This window comes from Amycolatopsis jiangsuensis, assembly GCF_014204865.1.
GTDB lineage: Bacteria > Actinomycetota > Actinomycetes > Mycobacteriales > Pseudonocardiaceae > Amycolatopsis > Amycolatopsis jiangsuensis.
In genome coordinates, this window is the sequence record NZ_JACHMG010000001.1 from 7,737,139 (window position 1) to 7,752,106 (window position 14,968).

At 69.0% G+C, this 14,968-nt stretch carries 15 protein-coding genes and 2 pseudogenes; 9 read left to right on the forward strand and 8 right to left on the reverse strand.

The features are described 5' to 3' along the window. Nucleotides 1–15: 15 nt before the first annotated feature. A complete protein-coding gene (locus BJY18_RS34675; RefSeq protein WP_184784051.1) occupies nt 16–627 on the reverse strand; it encodes a TetR/AcrR family transcriptional regulator in 612 nt (203 codons plus the stop codon). 102 nt (nt 628–729) lie between these two features. Between BJY18_RS34675 and BJY18_RS34680 the strand changes: the two genes are divergently transcribed. Beyond that, nucleotides 730–1,725, forward strand: a complete 996-nt coding sequence (locus tag BJY18_RS34680) for an alcohol dehydrogenase catalytic domain-containing protein (protein WP_184784052.1) — start codon at nt 730–732, stop codon at nt 1,723–1,725. 20 nt (nt 1,726–1,745) lie between these two features. On the opposite strand, the gene BJY18_RS34685 is transcribed toward BJY18_RS34680, so the two are convergent. After that, nucleotides 1,746–3,074 (reverse strand): MFS transporter, encoded by a 1,329-nt coding sequence (locus BJY18_RS34685; protein ID WP_184784053.1) that lies wholly within the window; start codon nt 3,072–3,074, stop codon nt 1,746–1,748. A gap of 133 nt (nt 3,075–3,207) precedes the next feature. Here BJY18_RS34685 and BJY18_RS34690 point away from each other — a divergent pair, with 133 nt between their 5' ends. Further along, entirely contained in the window at nt 3,208–4,158 is a 951-nt protein-coding gene (locus BJY18_RS34690) for a LysR family transcriptional regulator (protein WP_184784054.1), read from the forward strand. A 33-nt stretch (nt 4,159–4,191) separates the two neighbouring features. Here the strand turns inward: BJY18_RS34690 and BJY18_RS34695 are convergent, their stop codons facing one another. Further along, the gene (locus BJY18_RS34695; RefSeq protein WP_221458115.1) at nt 4,192–5,853 is read right to left on the reverse strand and encodes a N,N-dimethylformamidase beta subunit family domain-containing protein; all 1,662 of its coding nucleotides are present in this window, start codon (nt 5,851–5,853) and stop codon (nt 4,192–4,194) included. 217 nt (nt 5,854–6,070) lie between these two features. Between BJY18_RS34695 and hisD the strand changes: the two genes are divergently transcribed. Both hisD and BJY18_RS34705 read left to right on the forward strand, forming a co-directional pair. After that, nucleotides 6,071–7,426: a histidinol dehydrogenase gene (gene hisD, locus BJY18_RS34700; RefSeq protein ID WP_184784055.1), complete on the forward strand. Its 1,356-nt coding sequence runs from the start codon at nt 6,071–6,073 to the stop codon at nt 7,424–7,426. 125 nt (nt 7,427–7,551) lie between these two features. After that, complete coding sequence (locus BJY18_RS34705; protein WP_312874066.1) at nt 7,552–8,937, forward strand: amino acid permease; 1,386 nt, start codon at nt 7,552–7,554, stop codon at nt 8,935–8,937. A gap of 125 nt (nt 8,938–9,062) precedes the next feature. Here BJY18_RS34705 and BJY18_RS34710 read toward each other — a convergent pair whose 3' ends face one another. Continuing rightward, nucleotides 9,063–9,767, reverse strand: a complete 705-nt coding sequence (locus BJY18_RS34710) for a GAF domain-containing protein (protein ID WP_184784056.1) — start codon at nt 9,765–9,767, stop codon at nt 9,063–9,065. Nucleotides 9,768–9,794: 27 nt separating this feature from the next. Here BJY18_RS34710 and BJY18_RS34715 point away from each other — a divergent pair. Further along, nucleotides 9,795–10,139, forward strand: a pseudogene (locus BJY18_RS34715) (transposase); the annotation flags it as partial. Nucleotides 10,140–10,377: 238 nt separating this feature from the next. Then, on the forward strand, nt 10,378–11,427 hold the full coding sequence (locus BJY18_RS34720) for an amidohydrolase family protein (RefSeq protein ID WP_184784057.1): 1,050 nt from the start codon (nt 10,378–10,380) through the stop codon (nt 11,425–11,427). Nucleotides 11,428–11,512: 85 nt separating this feature from the next. Here BJY18_RS34720 and BJY18_RS34725 read toward each other — a convergent pair whose 3' ends face one another. Next, nucleotides 11,513–11,719: a hypothetical protein gene (locus BJY18_RS34725; RefSeq protein ID WP_184785076.1), complete on the reverse strand. Its 207-nt coding sequence runs from the start codon at nt 11,717–11,719 to the stop codon at nt 11,513–11,515. A gap of 75 nt (nt 11,720–11,794) precedes the next feature. Here BJY18_RS34725 and BJY18_RS34730 point away from each other — a divergent pair, with 75 nt between their 5' ends. Continuing rightward, entirely contained in the window at nt 11,795–12,901 is a 1,107-nt protein-coding gene (locus BJY18_RS34730) for an alpha/beta hydrolase (protein WP_184784058.1), read from the forward strand. 13 nt (nt 12,902–12,914) lie between these two features. Here BJY18_RS34730 and BJY18_RS34735 read toward each other — a convergent pair whose 3' ends face one another. After that, nucleotides 12,915–13,490, reverse strand: a complete 576-nt coding sequence (locus tag BJY18_RS34735; protein WP_184784059.1) for a TetR/AcrR family transcriptional regulator — start codon at nt 13,488–13,490, stop codon at nt 12,915–12,917. 229 nt (nt 13,491–13,719) lie between these two features. Then, nucleotides 13,720–13,884: pseudogene (locus BJY18_RS37250) on the reverse strand (IS3 family transposase); the annotation flags it as partial. On the opposite strand from BJY18_RS37250, the gene BJY18_RS34745 reads away from it, so the two are divergent. Both BJY18_RS34745 and BJY18_RS34750 read left to right on the forward strand, forming a co-directional pair. Then, nucleotides 13,853–14,128, forward strand: coding sequence for an ABC transporter permease subunit (locus BJY18_RS34745; RefSeq protein ID WP_184784061.1), 276 nt, complete (start codon nt 13,853–13,855; stop codon nt 14,126–14,128). The pseudogene BJY18_RS37250 and the gene BJY18_RS34745 overlap by 32 nt on opposite strands. A gap of 102 nt (nt 14,129–14,230) precedes the next feature. After that, a complete protein-coding gene (locus tag BJY18_RS34750) occupies nt 14,231–14,509 on the forward strand; it encodes a hypothetical protein (RefSeq protein WP_184784062.1) in 279 nt (92 codons plus the stop codon). 199 nt (nt 14,510–14,708) lie between these two features. Here BJY18_RS34750 and BJY18_RS37620 read toward each other — a convergent pair whose 3' ends face one another. Then, nucleotides 14,709–14,837 (reverse strand): hypothetical protein, encoded by a 129-nt coding sequence (locus BJY18_RS37620; protein WP_281393734.1) that lies wholly within the window; start codon nt 14,835–14,837, stop codon nt 14,709–14,711. Nucleotides 14,838–14,968: the final 131 nt, after the last annotated feature.

Here is a 14,968-nt window from a genome sequence, read left to right on the forward strand (position 1 = left end):
TGGTCCGGCACACCGTCACCGCTGCTTGAGCTGCCTGCGATTGGCGGTCAGCACCTCGTCGGACAGTCCTGGGTCGGCCTCGGCGACCGCACGGGAGACCACCAGCGCGCCGACCATCTGGGAGAACAGCGCCACTGCCTGTTCGCGGCCTTCGGCCGCGGTCAGTGCGGTGCCGGCTTGGCGCGCGCGATCCAGCACCATCTCGGTGATGGCGCTGAAGTATCCCTCGAGTCCGCGCCGGTACTCGGTCTGAGACGCGGCGCCGTGGCGGCCGGCATCCACGGCCAGTGCGGCCGAGGCGCAGCCGGTTTCCGGGTGATCGCGGTGATCGGCCGTCACGTATTCGTCGACCAGGCCGTGCCAGGCCGCCCGCGCGGAGCGGGGATGGGACGTGCGGATGGCGCCGAGCACGCCGAGTGAGTCGGCGAAGCCCCGGCGGTAGACCTCGAGGGCCAGGTCTTCCTTCGAGGAGAAGTGGTTGTAGAAGCCGCCGTGCGTCATTCCGGCGGTCTTCATCAGCTCCTCGATGCCGATCCCGTCGATGCCGTGCAGCCGGAATCCTTCGCCTGCCGCCCGGACGATCTTTTCGCGGTTGAGCTTCTTCTGCTCCTGGGTGATGCGTGGCACCTCGGAGGCCTCCTCGGCCGGACAACGGTTTGACAAGTAATGATGCTGATGACCATCATAACTTATGATGACGTCTGACATTGAACAGGACCGGAGCAGGACATGAAAGCCCTTGCCTACGAGAAGGCCCACCCGCTCGACGCGTTCGCGATCGACCTCGTCGACACCGCGGAACCACGACCGCGGGACGCGGATCTGCTCGTCGGCGTGCGGGCCGTGGGCATCAATCCGGGGGAAGCGGCGATTCGGCAGATCCGCAGTGCGGAACCGGGCGGACGAGTCATCCTCGGGTGGGAGTTCGCCGGGGTGGTGGAAGCCGTGGGGCCGGAAGTCGCCGGTTTCGCCGTCGGAGATCGCGTCATGGGCACCGGAGACTGGGCCCGCGACGGTGCATGGGCGGAGCGGCTCGCGGTGGATCATCGTGTGGTGGCGAGAATTCCGGACCAGCTGTCCTTCTCCGACGCCGCGTCCTTGCCCATCGGCGGCGGCACGGCGTGGGAGGCGCTGTTCCGCGATCAGGACAGGTTGCCGGTGGGAATCGAGCGAGTGCTCGTCATCGGCGGCGCCGGTGGTGTGGGGACGCTCGCGACACAGCTGCTGAAAAGCCGGACCTCAGCCCTGGTGGCGAGCACTGCGTCGCGTCCGGAAACCCGCGAGTGGTGCACGAGGATGGGTGCGGACCTGGTCGTCGACCACACCGGCGACGTGCCCGGACAGCTACGCGCGGCCGGGATCGACCGGGTCGACCTGGTGTTGTCCACGGCGGGAACCGGCGGCCAGGTCGGCTGGATCGCCGAGATCCTGCGCCCCTTCGGGCACCTCGCCGCCGTCGATCTGAACGGTCCGGTCGATCTCGGACCGCTGGTCGCCAAATCCGTGTCGCTGCACACCGAAACCGTGTTCAGCAGGCTTCTCGCCGGAGGAAACCTCGCCGCCCAAGGCGGAATCCTCGCCGAACTGGCGGCGGATGCCGTCGCGGGCCGGCTGCGTTCCATCACCACGACGATCCTCGACGGCCTGACCGTGGACACGATGAGAGCGGCCCACGAAATGGCCGAAAGCAGGCGGACGATCGGCAAGACCGTGATCACCTTCTGAAACCGGTGCCGCGCCTCGGGTCACGGGTGCACTGCGGATGTTCCGCTGTCCTGTGGCTCGGGTTCTGCGGCCAGCAGGTCGGTGCGTGCTTTGCCGGGCGCGGTTTCGGGCACGGTGAACAGCACGGCCAGGGAGATCACCGCTGCCACGACGACATACCAGGCGGGCATGAGCTTGTTGCCGGAGAACGAGATCAGCCAGGTGAGAAGGAACGGGGACGACACCGACGCGATCACCGACAGGTTGAACCCGAGCGAGACTCCGGTGTAGCGCACGCGGGTCGGGAACAGCTCGACCCAGGTGCACACGATCGGCCCGGTGTAGCAGCCGAGTGCGATCCCGCCGACCGCCACCTGGACGACGGCGGCGACACCGACGGCGCTGCCGGGCATGACGAGGAATGCGGGCACGATCAGGACCAGCATCGCCACACACCCTGTGTAGAGCAGTGGTTTGCGGCCGATGCGATCGGAGATCGCGCCGGCGACGGGAATCGTGATCACGTAGGCGGCGATCGCGAGCGAAGTGGTCAGCAGCGAGTCGCCCGCGCTGAAACCGAGCTCGGTGCGCAGATAGGTCGGGGTGTAGACGAGCACGACGTAGTAGCAGACGGTCTGGGCGAGGGCGATCGCGGCGACCCGGAGCACGTTGCCCGGCTGGGTGCGCAGGGTTTCCCGGACGGGGGAGGAGGCCACCGTGTCCGTGGTTTCCAGCGCGCGGAAGGCATCGGTCTCCTCGAGCCGCAGCCGGATGTAGAGACCGACGATGCCGAGCGGCAGCGCGACGAGGAACCCGATCCGCCATCCCCAGGACGCGAGCTGGGCGGGGGTCAGGAGCTGGGTCAGCACGAAGGAGAACAGCGACCCGGCCAAGAGCCCGAACCCGGTGCTGGAAGGCATGAGACTGACCAGCAGGCCGCGGCGCGGCGCCGGGACGCTTTCCGCGATCAGGGCCGCGCCGCCGGCGTACTCGCCGCCGGCGGAGAACCCTTGCACGACTCGGGCGAGGATCAGCAGGATCGGGGCGGTGACGCCGATCGTGGCGTAGCCGGGGATCGCGCCCAGCGCGGCGGTGGAGAGCGACATGAGGATCAGGACGAGCGCGAGGACGCGTTTGCGGCCGATCCGGTCGCCGAACCGGGCGAACACGATCCCGCCGAGCGGACGCGTGATCACCGGCAGGGCGAAGACCCCGAAGGTGGCGAGCAGAGCCGCTGCCGGGTCGTCCGAGGGGAAGAAGACCGTGGAAATGGTGACGGCCAGGAACCCGTAGATGCCGTAGTCGAACCACTCGATGAAGTTGCCGATCCCGCCGGCGAGCGTCGCCTTGCGCGAGCGTGGTGATAGCACGGAAACTCCTCTGTACCGGGGCGCCGACGCCGGACCGGGTCTTCCGTACTGGTCGCGCCGTTCCCGGAACCGTACGGAATGGCGGGCCTGGCGCGGTAGCGTGCCGACCGCAGACCAGGCATAGGGTTGTCTTATGGATCAGGAGTCGCGGGACGGCGACCGCGTGACGTTGAACCAGCTGCGGGCGTTCGTCGTGGCCGAGCGGCACGGTTCGTTCACCGCGGCCGCCGCCCGGCTGGAGGTGTCACAGGCCTCGGTGTCCGAGCTGATCCGCCGCCTGGAGGAAGAACTCGACGCGGTCCTGTTCCACCGTGGCGCGCGGCGGTTGTCGCTGACGGCGGCGGGCCAGGAGCTGGTGCCGTATGCGCGGCGGACGGTCGATGCGGCCGACGAGGGCGCCCGGGCGGTGCAGTCGCTGGGGTCGCTGGGCGGGGGCACGGCGACGTTCGGGGTGCTGCGCAACGCCGATTACTATCTGCTCGGCAATCTCGCGCAGACGTTCCATCGGCGGTATCCGTCGGTACGGGTCCGGCTGGTCGGGTTGAATTCCGCCGCGACCGCGGCCTCGATCGTGGCCGGGGACATCGAGGCCGGCCTGATCGTGCTCCCGGTGGACGACGACGGCCTGGACATCACCCCGCTGATGCGCGACGAGGTGTTCTACGTCAGCGCCGACCCGGCCGCGGTGGCCGAGCCGGTCACCATCGAGCGATTCGCTGCCGCGCGGCTGGTGCTCTACGACGCCCACCACGGATGGCGGGACCCGACGCGACGGCAGCTCGCGGACCGGGCGCAGCTGGCCGGCGTCCGGATCGAGCCGATCTTCGAGATCGAACACGTCGAGGCCGCGCTGAAGCTGGTCGCCGACGGGGTCGGCGACACCATCGCCAGCGGGGCGGTGCTCCGCAGCCCGGCATTGCCGCCCGGGCTGCACGCTGTCCCGTTCCAGGAACGCCTGTTCGACACGATTGCGGTGGCGCGCAAGCGCGGACGGCCGCTCTCGCGCGCGACGCGGGAACTGGCGCGCCTGGCCCAAGACGCGATCAGCGACGTCCGCGGTCCGGCTGCCCGCCCGAGCGGGTAGCACCCTTCGCTCAGCAGTGCGGCGGCATCCGGCTCAGGAAGGCGCGTGCTCGGTGAGAAACCGGTCCAGGACAGTGCGGGTGATCGTGGTTACGGCGTGGTCGTCGAGGCGCAGTCCGTTGACCCATTCGCAGGTGCCGGCGGTGAACACCTCGCCGGCGCCGCGCTCGAACGACACGACCATCCCGGCACCCCGGGCGAAGCGGCGCCGGGTCCGCTCGGTGTACTCCTCGCCGGCGATGCTCGCCCGGTACCGGGCGTCGCCGTCGCCGAGCATGAAGTACCCGGTGTCGGCGCTGCGGCCGTCCTCCGCGGCGGTCGACCAGTTCATCGCGATGATCTGCAGTCCCGCGGGCGCTCCGTCGGTGCCGCTCGGGTGGGGCAGGCCGTCGCGGAACTGGTAGTCCAGACCGTCCACTTCGTAGGAGAACACCGCGGCCCGGTCGCCAAACGTGTCGGCGTAGCCGAGGCCGGTGCCGGCCATGGCCCAGTGCTCGGGCCGGAACACGGTGTAGCCGCGCGAGGAACGCGGGGCGAACGCGCCGAACCCGGCGTACATGCCACGCAACGCGTTCACCCCGAACGTGGTCGCGCCGGGGTTCCCCACGGCCGGGTCCTCCCAGGCACTGGTGAGCAGGTGCCTGGTCTCGGTGCCGGCAACCGGATCGCGGTCGACGGCGTCGTATTTGTAGGCCGTCTGCGTGCCCTGGCCGAGGTCCAGGCGGATCTGCCACATGAAGTTCCCGGCGAAGCGCGCCACCCGTCCGCCGGCGGAGGTGTACGCGTCGACCCGGGCACGCATCTGGGCGGTCCAGTACTCGTCGTGCCCGGCGAACACCGCGCACCGGTACGGCGTGAGCGCCTCGGGGTCGGCGTGGAGGTCTTCCTGGATCAGCAGGTCCACCTCGTAGCCGTGGCTTTCGGCCCAGCGGAAGAAGTGCCGTTCGTAGCCGGCCCAGCCCGCGGCGGCGTAGTACTTGGAAAAGCCGTTGAGGTAGGCCCACTCGGCGAACTCGTACCGCGGCGGTCCGGGCCGGGCCGGTCGCGCGGCGTTGACCATGCGTGGCGCGCCCTCGGGCAGCCAGACCTGTCCGCGCGCCCACGGGCGGCGTTCCGAGAGAATCGGCGAACGACCTCGGGCGGTGCCGGGGTGCACGCCGAAGTAGTGGCTGGCGCCTCCCCAGTCGTTGTAGGCCGACCAGGTGCAGGTGGCGAGCACCTGCACCAGCGCGCCCGGGCGGGGCCGCGCGGGCCGCACCACGAAGAAGTGATGTCCCAGCGGGCGCGCCGATGCAGCGGCGTGCGGGTCGGTGAGTTCCACGACGTACGGCCCCGGCCGCAGATCCGCGGGCAAGGTCCAGGACGCGGTGACCGTCCAGTCGCAACCCGCCGCGTAGGCGTCGTCCGGGACGGGCTGGAACCCGACGTCCGTCAGGATCTCCTGGTGCACCGTCGTCTCTTCGGCGCCGTCCCGGTAGATCCGCACGCTCAACTCCGCCACGGTGGCGGAAACGAACAGCTGCACCGTGTCGGCCGGCCGGTAGGCACGCCGATCGGAATAGCACCAGGCGGCGGGAAAACCGTCTGGCCGCGGCACCTCGACCCACACCCGCTGGGGCCCCGGCGGCAGCCCGGAAATCCGTTCCGGCACAAGGTCGCCGCCGGGCCGGGCACCGTTCGGGTTCGAGTCGGGCACGTGCAGTCCTTCCGGTCGGGAACACCGGGCAGAACGTTAGGGCGGCCCGCCGCCGAGGGCCAGCCAGTCGAAGCTGGGGCAGCCATAGGGCGACCTTGGGCCTGCCTCGACGCGGGCCTCGGACCTGCGGCAACGACGGGCCATGGGGCGGCCCTATGGGTAGCCCAAGCGCATCCCCCCTGGTCCGGTGGCCGAGTTGTGCTTACCGTCTCGTGCCATGCAGATCACCCCCTCCGAAGCGGCTCAGCTCGGCCCGTTGACCTGGCTCAAGAAGCCCGCCGTGGACGGCCCTCCGGCGCAGCGGGATCCCCGCGTCGTCGAACGTGTCACCGAGATGCTGCGCGACATCGAACTCCGCGGCCTCGACGCCGTCCGCCAGTACTCCGCGGACCTGGACGGCTGGACCGGTTCGCTGGAGCTCAGCCAGGACGAGCTGCGCCGCTCCGGCGACGAGCTGCCCGCCGACCTGCGCGAGGCCCTCGAACTCGGCTACGAGCGTACCCACCGGTTCGCCGCCGCCCAGCGCGAACGCCTGACCGACTTCGAGATCGAACTGGCCGACTCGGTCGTCTGCGGCCAGCACTACGTGCCGGTCGGCCGGGTCGGCGCGTACCTGCCCGCCGGCCGATTTCCCTTGCTGGCCAGCGCTTTCATGACAGTCGGTGTGGCCAAAGCCGCCGGGGTGCCGGCAGTGCTCGCGTGCACCCCGCCTTCCGGCGAATACGGTGCCCACCCGGCGGTGCTCTACGGTGCCTACCTCTCCGGGGCCGATCGCGCCTTCACCATCGGCGGAGTGCAGGCACTCGGCGCGATGGCCTTCGGGCTGCTGGACGAGGCCCCGGTCGACATGCTCGTCGGCGCGGGCAACGCCTACGTCACCGAAGCCAAGCGGCAGCTGTTCGGCCAGGTCGGCATCGATCTGCTCGCCGGACCGTCCGAGGTCGCGGTGATCGCCGACGAGACCGCCGACCCCGAATGGGTCGCCGCCGACCTGCTCGGGCAGGCCGAACACGGCCCCAATTCCCCGGCAGCGCTGGTCACGACGTCCGAGGAGTTCGGCCGCGAGGTCGTTGCCGCCGTCGACCGCCGGCTGGCGACCCTCGCGACCAGCGGGGTCGCCGGGCCCGCGTGGCGCGACTTCGGTTCGGTCGTGGTCGCTCGCGACACCGCACAGGCCGCCGCGGTGAGCGACGTCTGGGGACCCGAGCACCTGGAAATCCAGACCGCCGCCGACGACTACTACCTCAAGCACCTCACCAACTACGGCTCGCTGTTCCTGGGCCGGTGGAGCACCGTCGCCTATTCCGACAAGGGCATCGCCGGCACGAACCACGTCCTTCCGACCGGCAAGACCTCCCGCTACAACGCCGGTCTGTCGGTTTCGCGATTCCTCAAGCCGCTCACCTACCAGCGGGCGGCCAAGGAGGGCACCGCGGCGCTGGCGCCCGCCGTCGAACGGATCTCCGCGTTCGAAGGCCTGGCCGCGCACGAGGCCACCGCCACCATCCGCATCGAGCACATCGGCCGCCACTCCGGCGCGTTCGACGGGACCCCCGCCGCCGACCGCGCCTGACCGAGTGCGGGGTGGGCCGGCCTGCCGGCCCACCCCGGCACCACCACCACCCCGTCCCCGCGGCGTACCGGATCTGCGCCCGCCCGAGGACGTTCCCACGACGGCACGTCCGACAGGAGTCCTCCGTGTCCCACGACGCCCCGCCCGCCTCCGGCGCCGCCCTCACCCCAGGTCTCAAGAGCCGCCAGATCACGATGCTCTCGATCGGCGGTGTCATCGGCGCGGGACTGTTCGTCGGGTCCTCGGCCGCGATCGCCGAAGCCGGTCCCGCCGTTCTCGTGTCGTTTCTCATCGCCGCCACGCTCGTGGTGCTCGTGATGAAGATGCTCGGGGAAATGGCCATTGCCAACCCGGACACCGGCTCGTTCTCCACCTACGCGGACCGTGCGCTCGGCCGGTGGGCGGGCTTCTCGATCGGCTGGCTCTACTGGTGGTTCTACGTGCTGGTCATCCCGATCGAGGCGATCGTCGCGGGGAAGATCCTGGGCTCCGCGCTGTCCGTCCCGGGCTGGATCCCCGCGTTCGCGGTCATCGCCCTGCTCGCCGGATCGAACCTGCTGGCGGTGCGCAACTACGGCGAATTCGAGTACTGGTTCGCGCTGATCAAGGTCGTGTCGATCGTCGGGTTCCTCGTCGTCGGCGTCCTGGCGATCCTCGGCGTGCTGCCCGGCTCCACCGTGCACGGCGTCTCCCACCTCTGGGCCGACGGCGGATTCCTGCCCGAAGGCGGGATCGCGATCCTGGCCGGGTTGCTCACCGCGATGTTCGCCTTCCAGGGCAGCGAAATCGTCACCATCGCCGCCGCCGAATCCGAGAACCCGAAGCGCAACATCCGGAAAGCGATCCGCGCGGTCGTCTGGCGGCTCGCACTGTTCTATGTCGGGTCGGTCTTCGTCGTGGTCGCCCTCGTCCCTTACAACGCTGGCGATCTCGCGGCGGTCGGTTCCTACCAGGCAGCCCTGCAACGGATGAACATCCCCGCAGCGCCGGTCATCATGGACATCGTCGTCCTCGTCGCCGTCTGCAGCTGTCTCAACTCCGCGATCTACACCGCCTCCCGCATGGTGTTCTCCCTCGCCCGACGAGGCGACGCGCCGCGGCTGCTCGGCACCACGGGCCGCAACAGCACCCCGCGCCGCGCGGTCCTGGCCTCCACCGTCGTCGGTGCGGTCGCCGTGGTCGTCAATTACGCCGTCCCGGACGTCTTCGACTACCTTCTCGCCTCCAGCGGCGCAATCGCGCTGATGATGTACCTGGTCATTGCCATCACCCAGTACGCCACCCGCCGCTCCCTGCGGGCCCAGGGCACGGAATCCCGCCTCGAATCCCCGATGTGGGCCTTCCCGTACCTGACCGTCGCCACCATCGCCGGCATCGCGGCGGTCCTCGTCACCATGGCGATCCTGCCCGGCCAGCGACTCGAACTCTGGCTGTCGATCGCCCTCGCCGCGATTCTCGTTGTCGCCGGCGTGGTCGTGCAACGACGCGCCAAACCGGCCGAGGGTTCCTGACCACGCGGTGCCGTGCCCGGACTTGGTCGGCATCAGTCGAGCTTCGGAAGCAAGAGCCGGCTCGTCATGACCAAGGGATCGCACGGGTGGGCGCGGGCCGGGGGAGGCACCGCCCTCCGGAACCCTCAGTGCACGCCTGCGTCCGCCGACCCGGACGTGAGGCGCGGAAGGTGCTTGCCGAGGGTGTCGGCCAGTTCCTGGACCTGGTGGACCAGCTCTTCGCGATAGGTGATGACGCTGTCCCAGTACAGGCAGATGGTGCCGCGCAGGACGTCCCCGCTGCACACCGGCATACCCATCCAGCTGTGGAAGCCTTCGGACACGACGAGATCGGTCGCGGACCGGAACAGTGGGTCGGTCTGGGCGTCGGCCGAGAATACGTGCTGGTTGTGCTTGACGATGTTCGGCAGGACGACCCCCTCGGCCCGGCCCTTGACGAGGATTTCCTCGACGTAGCGGGACGAGAGACCCCGCCAGCGCATCGTGGCCGGGGCGAGCGTCGGATCGGCGGTCCGGACGTTCCCGGTGGCCACGTGGACCCGGTCGGCGCCGAGTGAGGTAGTGGCGACGTCGCAGGCGAGGTCGAGCAGTCCCGCCAGGCTGCCGACCGTGGACGCCTGCTTGTCGAACTGCTCGAAGTGATCCGGGCGGGTGGCGGTGCTGCCGGTCATCGTCTCGACGACGTGCGTCGAGAGCGACTCCTTGATCCCCGGCCCCTGCTCGACGTGGCGGACGTAGAACTCGAGAGCGTCGCTGTCGGAGTCGAACGACGCCAGGACGATCAGCTCGTAGGCCCCGGTGGTCAGGTGGACCTCTTCGACCCGGAGCATCGCCGCCACGCCCTGGACGCGGTCACAGCATTCGATGCCGCCTACGGCGCGAAGTTCCCCAAGGCGGCCGCGAAGATCACCAACGACGTCGACGAGCTGATGGCGTTCTACGACTACCCGGCCGAGCACCGGATCCACCTGCGCACCACGAATCCCATCGAGTCGACGTTCGCCACGGTGCGGCATCGCACGAAGGTCACCAAGGGGCCGGGCTCGCGAGCGGCCGGGCTGGCCATGGCGTTCAAGCTCATCGAGTCAGCACAAACTCGCTGGCGCGCGGTGAACGCACCACACCTCGTTGCCCTCGCCCGTGCTGATACCACGTTCGTCAACGGCGTCCTGGTCGAACGACCCGACGAGGAAGCCGCTTAGAGATCTTGATCCACAGGTATTGACAATAGCTCGCGGTGTTCTCGGCGGCCGGGAAGGCGTGATGACCTCGCCGGGCAGTTGTCCGTCTCCCGCGTCATCCGGACGAGCGGCTTGTGCAGTTTGTTGCCGTAGTGAGCAATACAGTAGGAGGAGAAACTGCATCGAGTTCCTGGCGCGGTTGGTGTTCCTGTCCGGCCGCACCTGCCGGCTACCCGAACCTACGCATCGCGGAGAAGTGATGACCGCTCGCATCGACGTTCACCAGCACCTCGTCCCGCCGCCCTACCGCGACGCCCTGCGGGCAGCCGGCCTCACCGAAGTCGGTGGACGGGCCCTTCCGGACTGGAGTCCCGAAAGCGCCCTGGCGCTGATGGACGAAACCGGCATCGCCACCGGCGTGCTCTCGGTCTCGGCGCCCGGAACCACGTTCCTCCCCGATCCCGGCGCCGCGATCACGCTTGCCCGCAAGGTCAACGAATACGGCGCCGCACTGGTCGAGCAAAACCCGCACCGATTCGGGCATTTCGCCACCGTCCCGATGCCCGATGTCGACGCCGCCACCGCCGAAGCCGTACATGCCCTCGACACACTGCACGCCGACGGCGTGGTCCTGCTGGCCAACTCCCGGGGAACCTACCTTGGCGCCGAAGGCCAGGAGAAGCTTTTCGCCGCACTCGACGAACGCAACGCGCTGGCCTTCGTGCACCCCGCCGACCTACCCGGCCCGGCCGTACCCGGCATCGTGCCCTTCGCCGCGGACTTCCTGCTCGACACCACCCGCGCCGCCTACCTGCTGGTCCGCAACGGAATCGTGCGACGGTACCCGAAGATCCGTTTCGTGCTGTCGCACGCCGGGGGATTCGTGCCCTACGCGGCGCACCGGATGGCCATGGGCCTGGCCAACGACGGCCACAGCATCCGCGACACGCTCACCGACCTGCGCACGTTCTACTTCGACACCGCGCTGTCGGCCAGCCCCACCGCCCTGCCCGCACTGCTGGCTTTCGCCCGGCCCGAACGAATTCTCTTCGGCAGCGACTGGCCCTTCGCCCCCGACATGGCCGTGCACTACTTCGCCACCGGTCTCGAGGAACACCTCCGCAACACCCCCTTCGGAACCACGATCAGCACCGCCATCGATCACGGCAACGCCGCAGCCCTGTTTCCCCGCCTCGCTCGGGAAACCGTGGCCCCCGCGCAGATCGGGCGCGCGTCAGCCCTTCGCGGCGCACTCAAAACCCGTGTCATCCGCGCGTTGTTCAAGATCGCCGACCCCGCCCGAGGCTGAAGCACCGCTGTTCTTTTGCAGCAAGGAAAGAACGATTCCATCGCCGCGTTGTCGCCACAGGCACCGACACGGCCCATCGACCCGGTCAGCCCGTGAGTCCGTCCTTGCGGGAGAGCCCGTTCTCTGTGGCATGCGAGGAGAGGATCTGCTGCATCGAGCAGATCCACCACACCCGGTTCTCCGACGCGGTGAACCCCTGCGCAGCGAGCTCGTCGGCGATGAACCGATACGCCGCGGTGCCGATGAGCAACGACGGCGCAGCGGCAGAGCTCTTTTCTTGACTTCCGATCAAGAGAGTTCTAGCCTTCGCGTCGACTCGCTCTTGATCGTTAGTCAAGAGCGGTAGGTGAGCTGAAGAAGGTAGGCGATGGAAACTTCGGCAGAGGAGGACAGCCGCACCGCGCCGGTGCGGCGGGACGTGTGGTTCGAGTCAGGCGGCGTGCGGTGCGCGGCCTGGCTGTACATCCCGGCAGCCGAAGGCGTGCCTCGGCCGCTGGTGGTCATGGCGCACGGGTTGGGTGCGGTGCGGGAGTGGCGGTTGGACGCGTTCGCGGAGCGGTTCGCCGCGCAGGGGTGGATGGTGCTGGTGTTCGACTACCGGCGTCTGGGCGCCAGCGAAGGATCTCCTCGGCAGCTGCTCGACATCGGCGACCAGCTCGACGACTGGCGGGCGGCACTGGCCTACGGCCGGTCCCTGCCGGAGGTCGATCCCGACCGGATCGCGGTGTGGGGGACCTCGTTCGGCGGCGGGCATGTGCTGCGGATCGCAAGCGAGGACCACGGTGTGGCCGCGGTGGTGGCCCAGTGTCCGTTCACCGACGGTCTGGCGTCGTTGCTGTCCCGGTTCCGGTCCGGCCCGTTGAGCATGGTCGGGCTCATCATCGCCGCCGTGCTCGATGTCGCCGGGTCGGTGTTCGGGGTGAAGCCGGTGCTGGCTCCGGTGGTCGGGGTGTGGTGGATGCCTGCCTTCCTGGTGTCGCCGACCGCGATCGCCGCGGCGTCCAAGCTGATCCCGGCGGGGTCTCGGCTCTCGCCTCGCACCACCGGGGTCCTTGCCCGGATTCCAGCCGCGGGCAAGGGGCTGTCTCCTACCGTCGAGACGGGTGGGCAGCCGTTCGGCCCTGGTGACACCACTGTCGGCCGCGACACGATCTGGGGTGTCATGAAGGGCCCGGACGGTCGCGGCGACAGCGCCAACGCGATCGCGGCCCGGCTTGCGTTGCCGTTGCCGCTGTACCGGCCAGGCAAGGACATGCGCAAGATCGCCGCGGCGACCCTGTTGTGCGTGTGCGGCGACGACCGCGCCGCCCCTGCACGCACCACGGCCCGTCTTGCGGTCGGGCAGGACCACGTCCAGGTCAAGCACTACGACGGTGACCACTTCGACATTTACGTCGGTGACCTGTTCGAGCGCGCCGTCGCAGACCAGATTCAGTTTCTCGCCGCCCGGTTCACGGCCGCGGCGGGCCGGTAGCCGACCCGGCGCGTCACTTGGTGTCGGGAGCGCTCGGGACGGTGGCGATGCCGCGGGCACTGCGCACCAACGTCTCGACGACGGCGCGATCGCCCGCGGCGTCGCCTGCGTGCGTCAGCATCCCTTCGACGACGAACACCCCGATCCGGGTCATCGCCGCCTGCTCGGTCTCCGGCACGCCCAATGCGGCCAGATGCCACCGCAGGATCGTCTCCACCTGCTCGTGGAAGCCGTCGTGCCATACCCGCAGCGACTCCGATGCCGCGACTCTGGCGTGCACCGTCGTGATCAGCCGATCGACCCGCCGCAACTCGGTGACTGCCCACAACAGCTGCTCGACCGGCGGTTCGGCCGAGCGTTCCGCCACGCCGGCCAGGAACTGCGCGAACAGCGCGTCCAGAGCAGCGACCAGTACCTGGTCCTTGTCCTTGAAGTACCAGTAGACGGTGTTGGAGGTCACTCCCGCCGCACGCCCGATCCGCGCCACCGTCGTGGGGTCGTAGCCCTCTTCCACGAACAACCGGGTGGCCGCGGCGACGATCTCACCGCGCTTCTCTTCCCGGTCCTGCGGGCGTCGGTTACGCGGCATCCCTCACCTGGCCAGATCGGTCACGCTGGAACCCCACCCTAAGGGGATACGGCGCCACAGACGATCTCGACCCGGCACGGCGCGCCGGACACTCACCCGATGGCAAGGTCGCAGGGTCTGCCCAGACTGTCGGTTGACACCGGAGTTAACTGTTTTCAGGTTGCTGCTGCGGTGATACTTCGTTTCGCTCCAGGACACGATCGCTAACCGGAGCTCCTCCCTGGTGCGCCACCGCGTTGCGCAGCGCGCTGACGGCGAGCGAGGCCCGCATGTGCGAGGTGATGGAGTATCCGACGATTTCGGTGGAGTAGCAGTCCTTGACCGCACACATATACAGCGTGTCCTCGGCGGTGGGATGTTCGGTGATATCGGTCAGCTGGCGAGGCACGGCTGCCGGACGCAGGTTCTACGCGGTCGGCGTCAACCCCCGTGCCGCTTCCTTGAACCAGGTACGGGTACGCGGCTACTGGGTCTTGGTGTTCGGACTGAGTGCGGCATTGGCGGTGCTGGTCGGCACCGCGCTCGCGGGCTTCGCCGGCGGTGATCCGAACGCGGGCAGCCCCTATCTGTTCGAGAGCCTCGCCGCGGTGGTGATCGGCGGATACGGCCGCGACCGACATTTACGGAACAAGGTGTGAAATGACCGAAGGCGACCTTCTCGATTATCTCGCGGCGTTCAACCGAACACGCTGGCCGGGCCGCGGGCGATCAAGGGCTTCTAGCAGGAACTGCATTCGTCCGTGCGCGAGCTGCTCGCGGTCGACTTCCTCATGGCGGCCGACGACCATCTCGCCTTGGAGCTGTACACCGGGTTCCGGGCATTTCGGGACCGGGAGCAGTTCACATTCGGCCCGCTGCTGGCCGGCGAGACCCATCGGTGCACCGATATGGTCCATTACGACCTGCGCGACAACTTGTTCGCGCGCATCCGGGTGGGCAGCTACCGGACCTGGGGCCGGGGAGAGCGGCTGGAGACCAAGCAGTTTCCCGGCATTTCCGGAGATGAACGGGATGCGTGACGGTGCTGCTCGCCGAACCGAGCACGCCGCCCCGAGCTTTCGTCGGCCGGCCAGACGAGGACAACCATGCTCAGCACGACCGCCGCAGTAGTGGAAGCACCGGGCGAGCCGTTCCGAATTCAGAGGGTCGACCTCGACGATCTCCGACCGGGCGAGGTCCTCGCCCGGATGGTCGCGGCCGGTTTGTGCCACACCGACCTCAGCGTCCAGGCCGGCAGTAGCCGCGGATCGTGCGGGGGCTTTTGTTCTCGGCCTCGAGTGACGTGGCCCACTTGTTGATCAGCGTCTGCCGGGCCGGCGGAGCGAGGGTCAGTGCTTGGGTGCGCATGGGAAAATCCTCAAATAGGAGTGTCACCAAGCGCTGTGCTGGCTCCCGCGCCGCGTCCGGCGGCACGAAAAGGGGCTGAACCCGCAGGTCCAGCCCCTGTGGTCGGGATGACAGGATTTGAACCTGCGACC

Excerpts from the sequence above, each read along its gene's own strand:
- BJY18_RS37620 (WP_281393734.1), bottom strand. The coding sequence starts at position 14,837 with ATGCGCACCCAAGCACTGACCCTCGCTCCGCCGGCCCGGCAGACGCTG.
- BJY18_RS34735 (WP_184784059.1), bottom strand. The coding sequence starts at position 13,490 with ATGCCGCGTAACCGACGCCCGCAGGACCGGGAAGAGAAGCGCGGTGAG.
- BJY18_RS34710 (WP_184784056.1), bottom strand. The coding sequence starts at position 9,767 with ATGCTCCGGGTCGAAGAGGTCCACCTGACCACCGGGGCCTACGAGCTG.
- BJY18_RS34730 (WP_184784058.1), top strand. The coding sequence starts at position 11,795 with ATGGAAACTTCGGCAGAGGAGGACAGCCGCACCGCGCCGGTGCGGCGG.
- BJY18_RS34690 (WP_184784054.1), top strand. The coding sequence starts at position 3,208 with ATGGATCAGGAGTCGCGGGACGGCGACCGCGTGACGTTGAACCAGCTG.
- hisD (WP_184784055.1), top strand. The coding sequence starts at position 6,071 with ATGCAGATCACCCCCTCCGAAGCGGCTCAGCTCGGCCCGTTGACCTGG.
- BJY18_RS34720 (WP_184784057.1), top strand. The coding sequence starts at position 10,378 with ATGACCGCTCGCATCGACGTTCACCAGCACCTCGTCCCGCCGCCCTAC.
- BJY18_RS34680 (WP_184784052.1), top strand. The coding sequence starts at position 730 with ATGAAAGCCCTTGCCTACGAGAAGGCCCACCCGCTCGACGCGTTCGCG.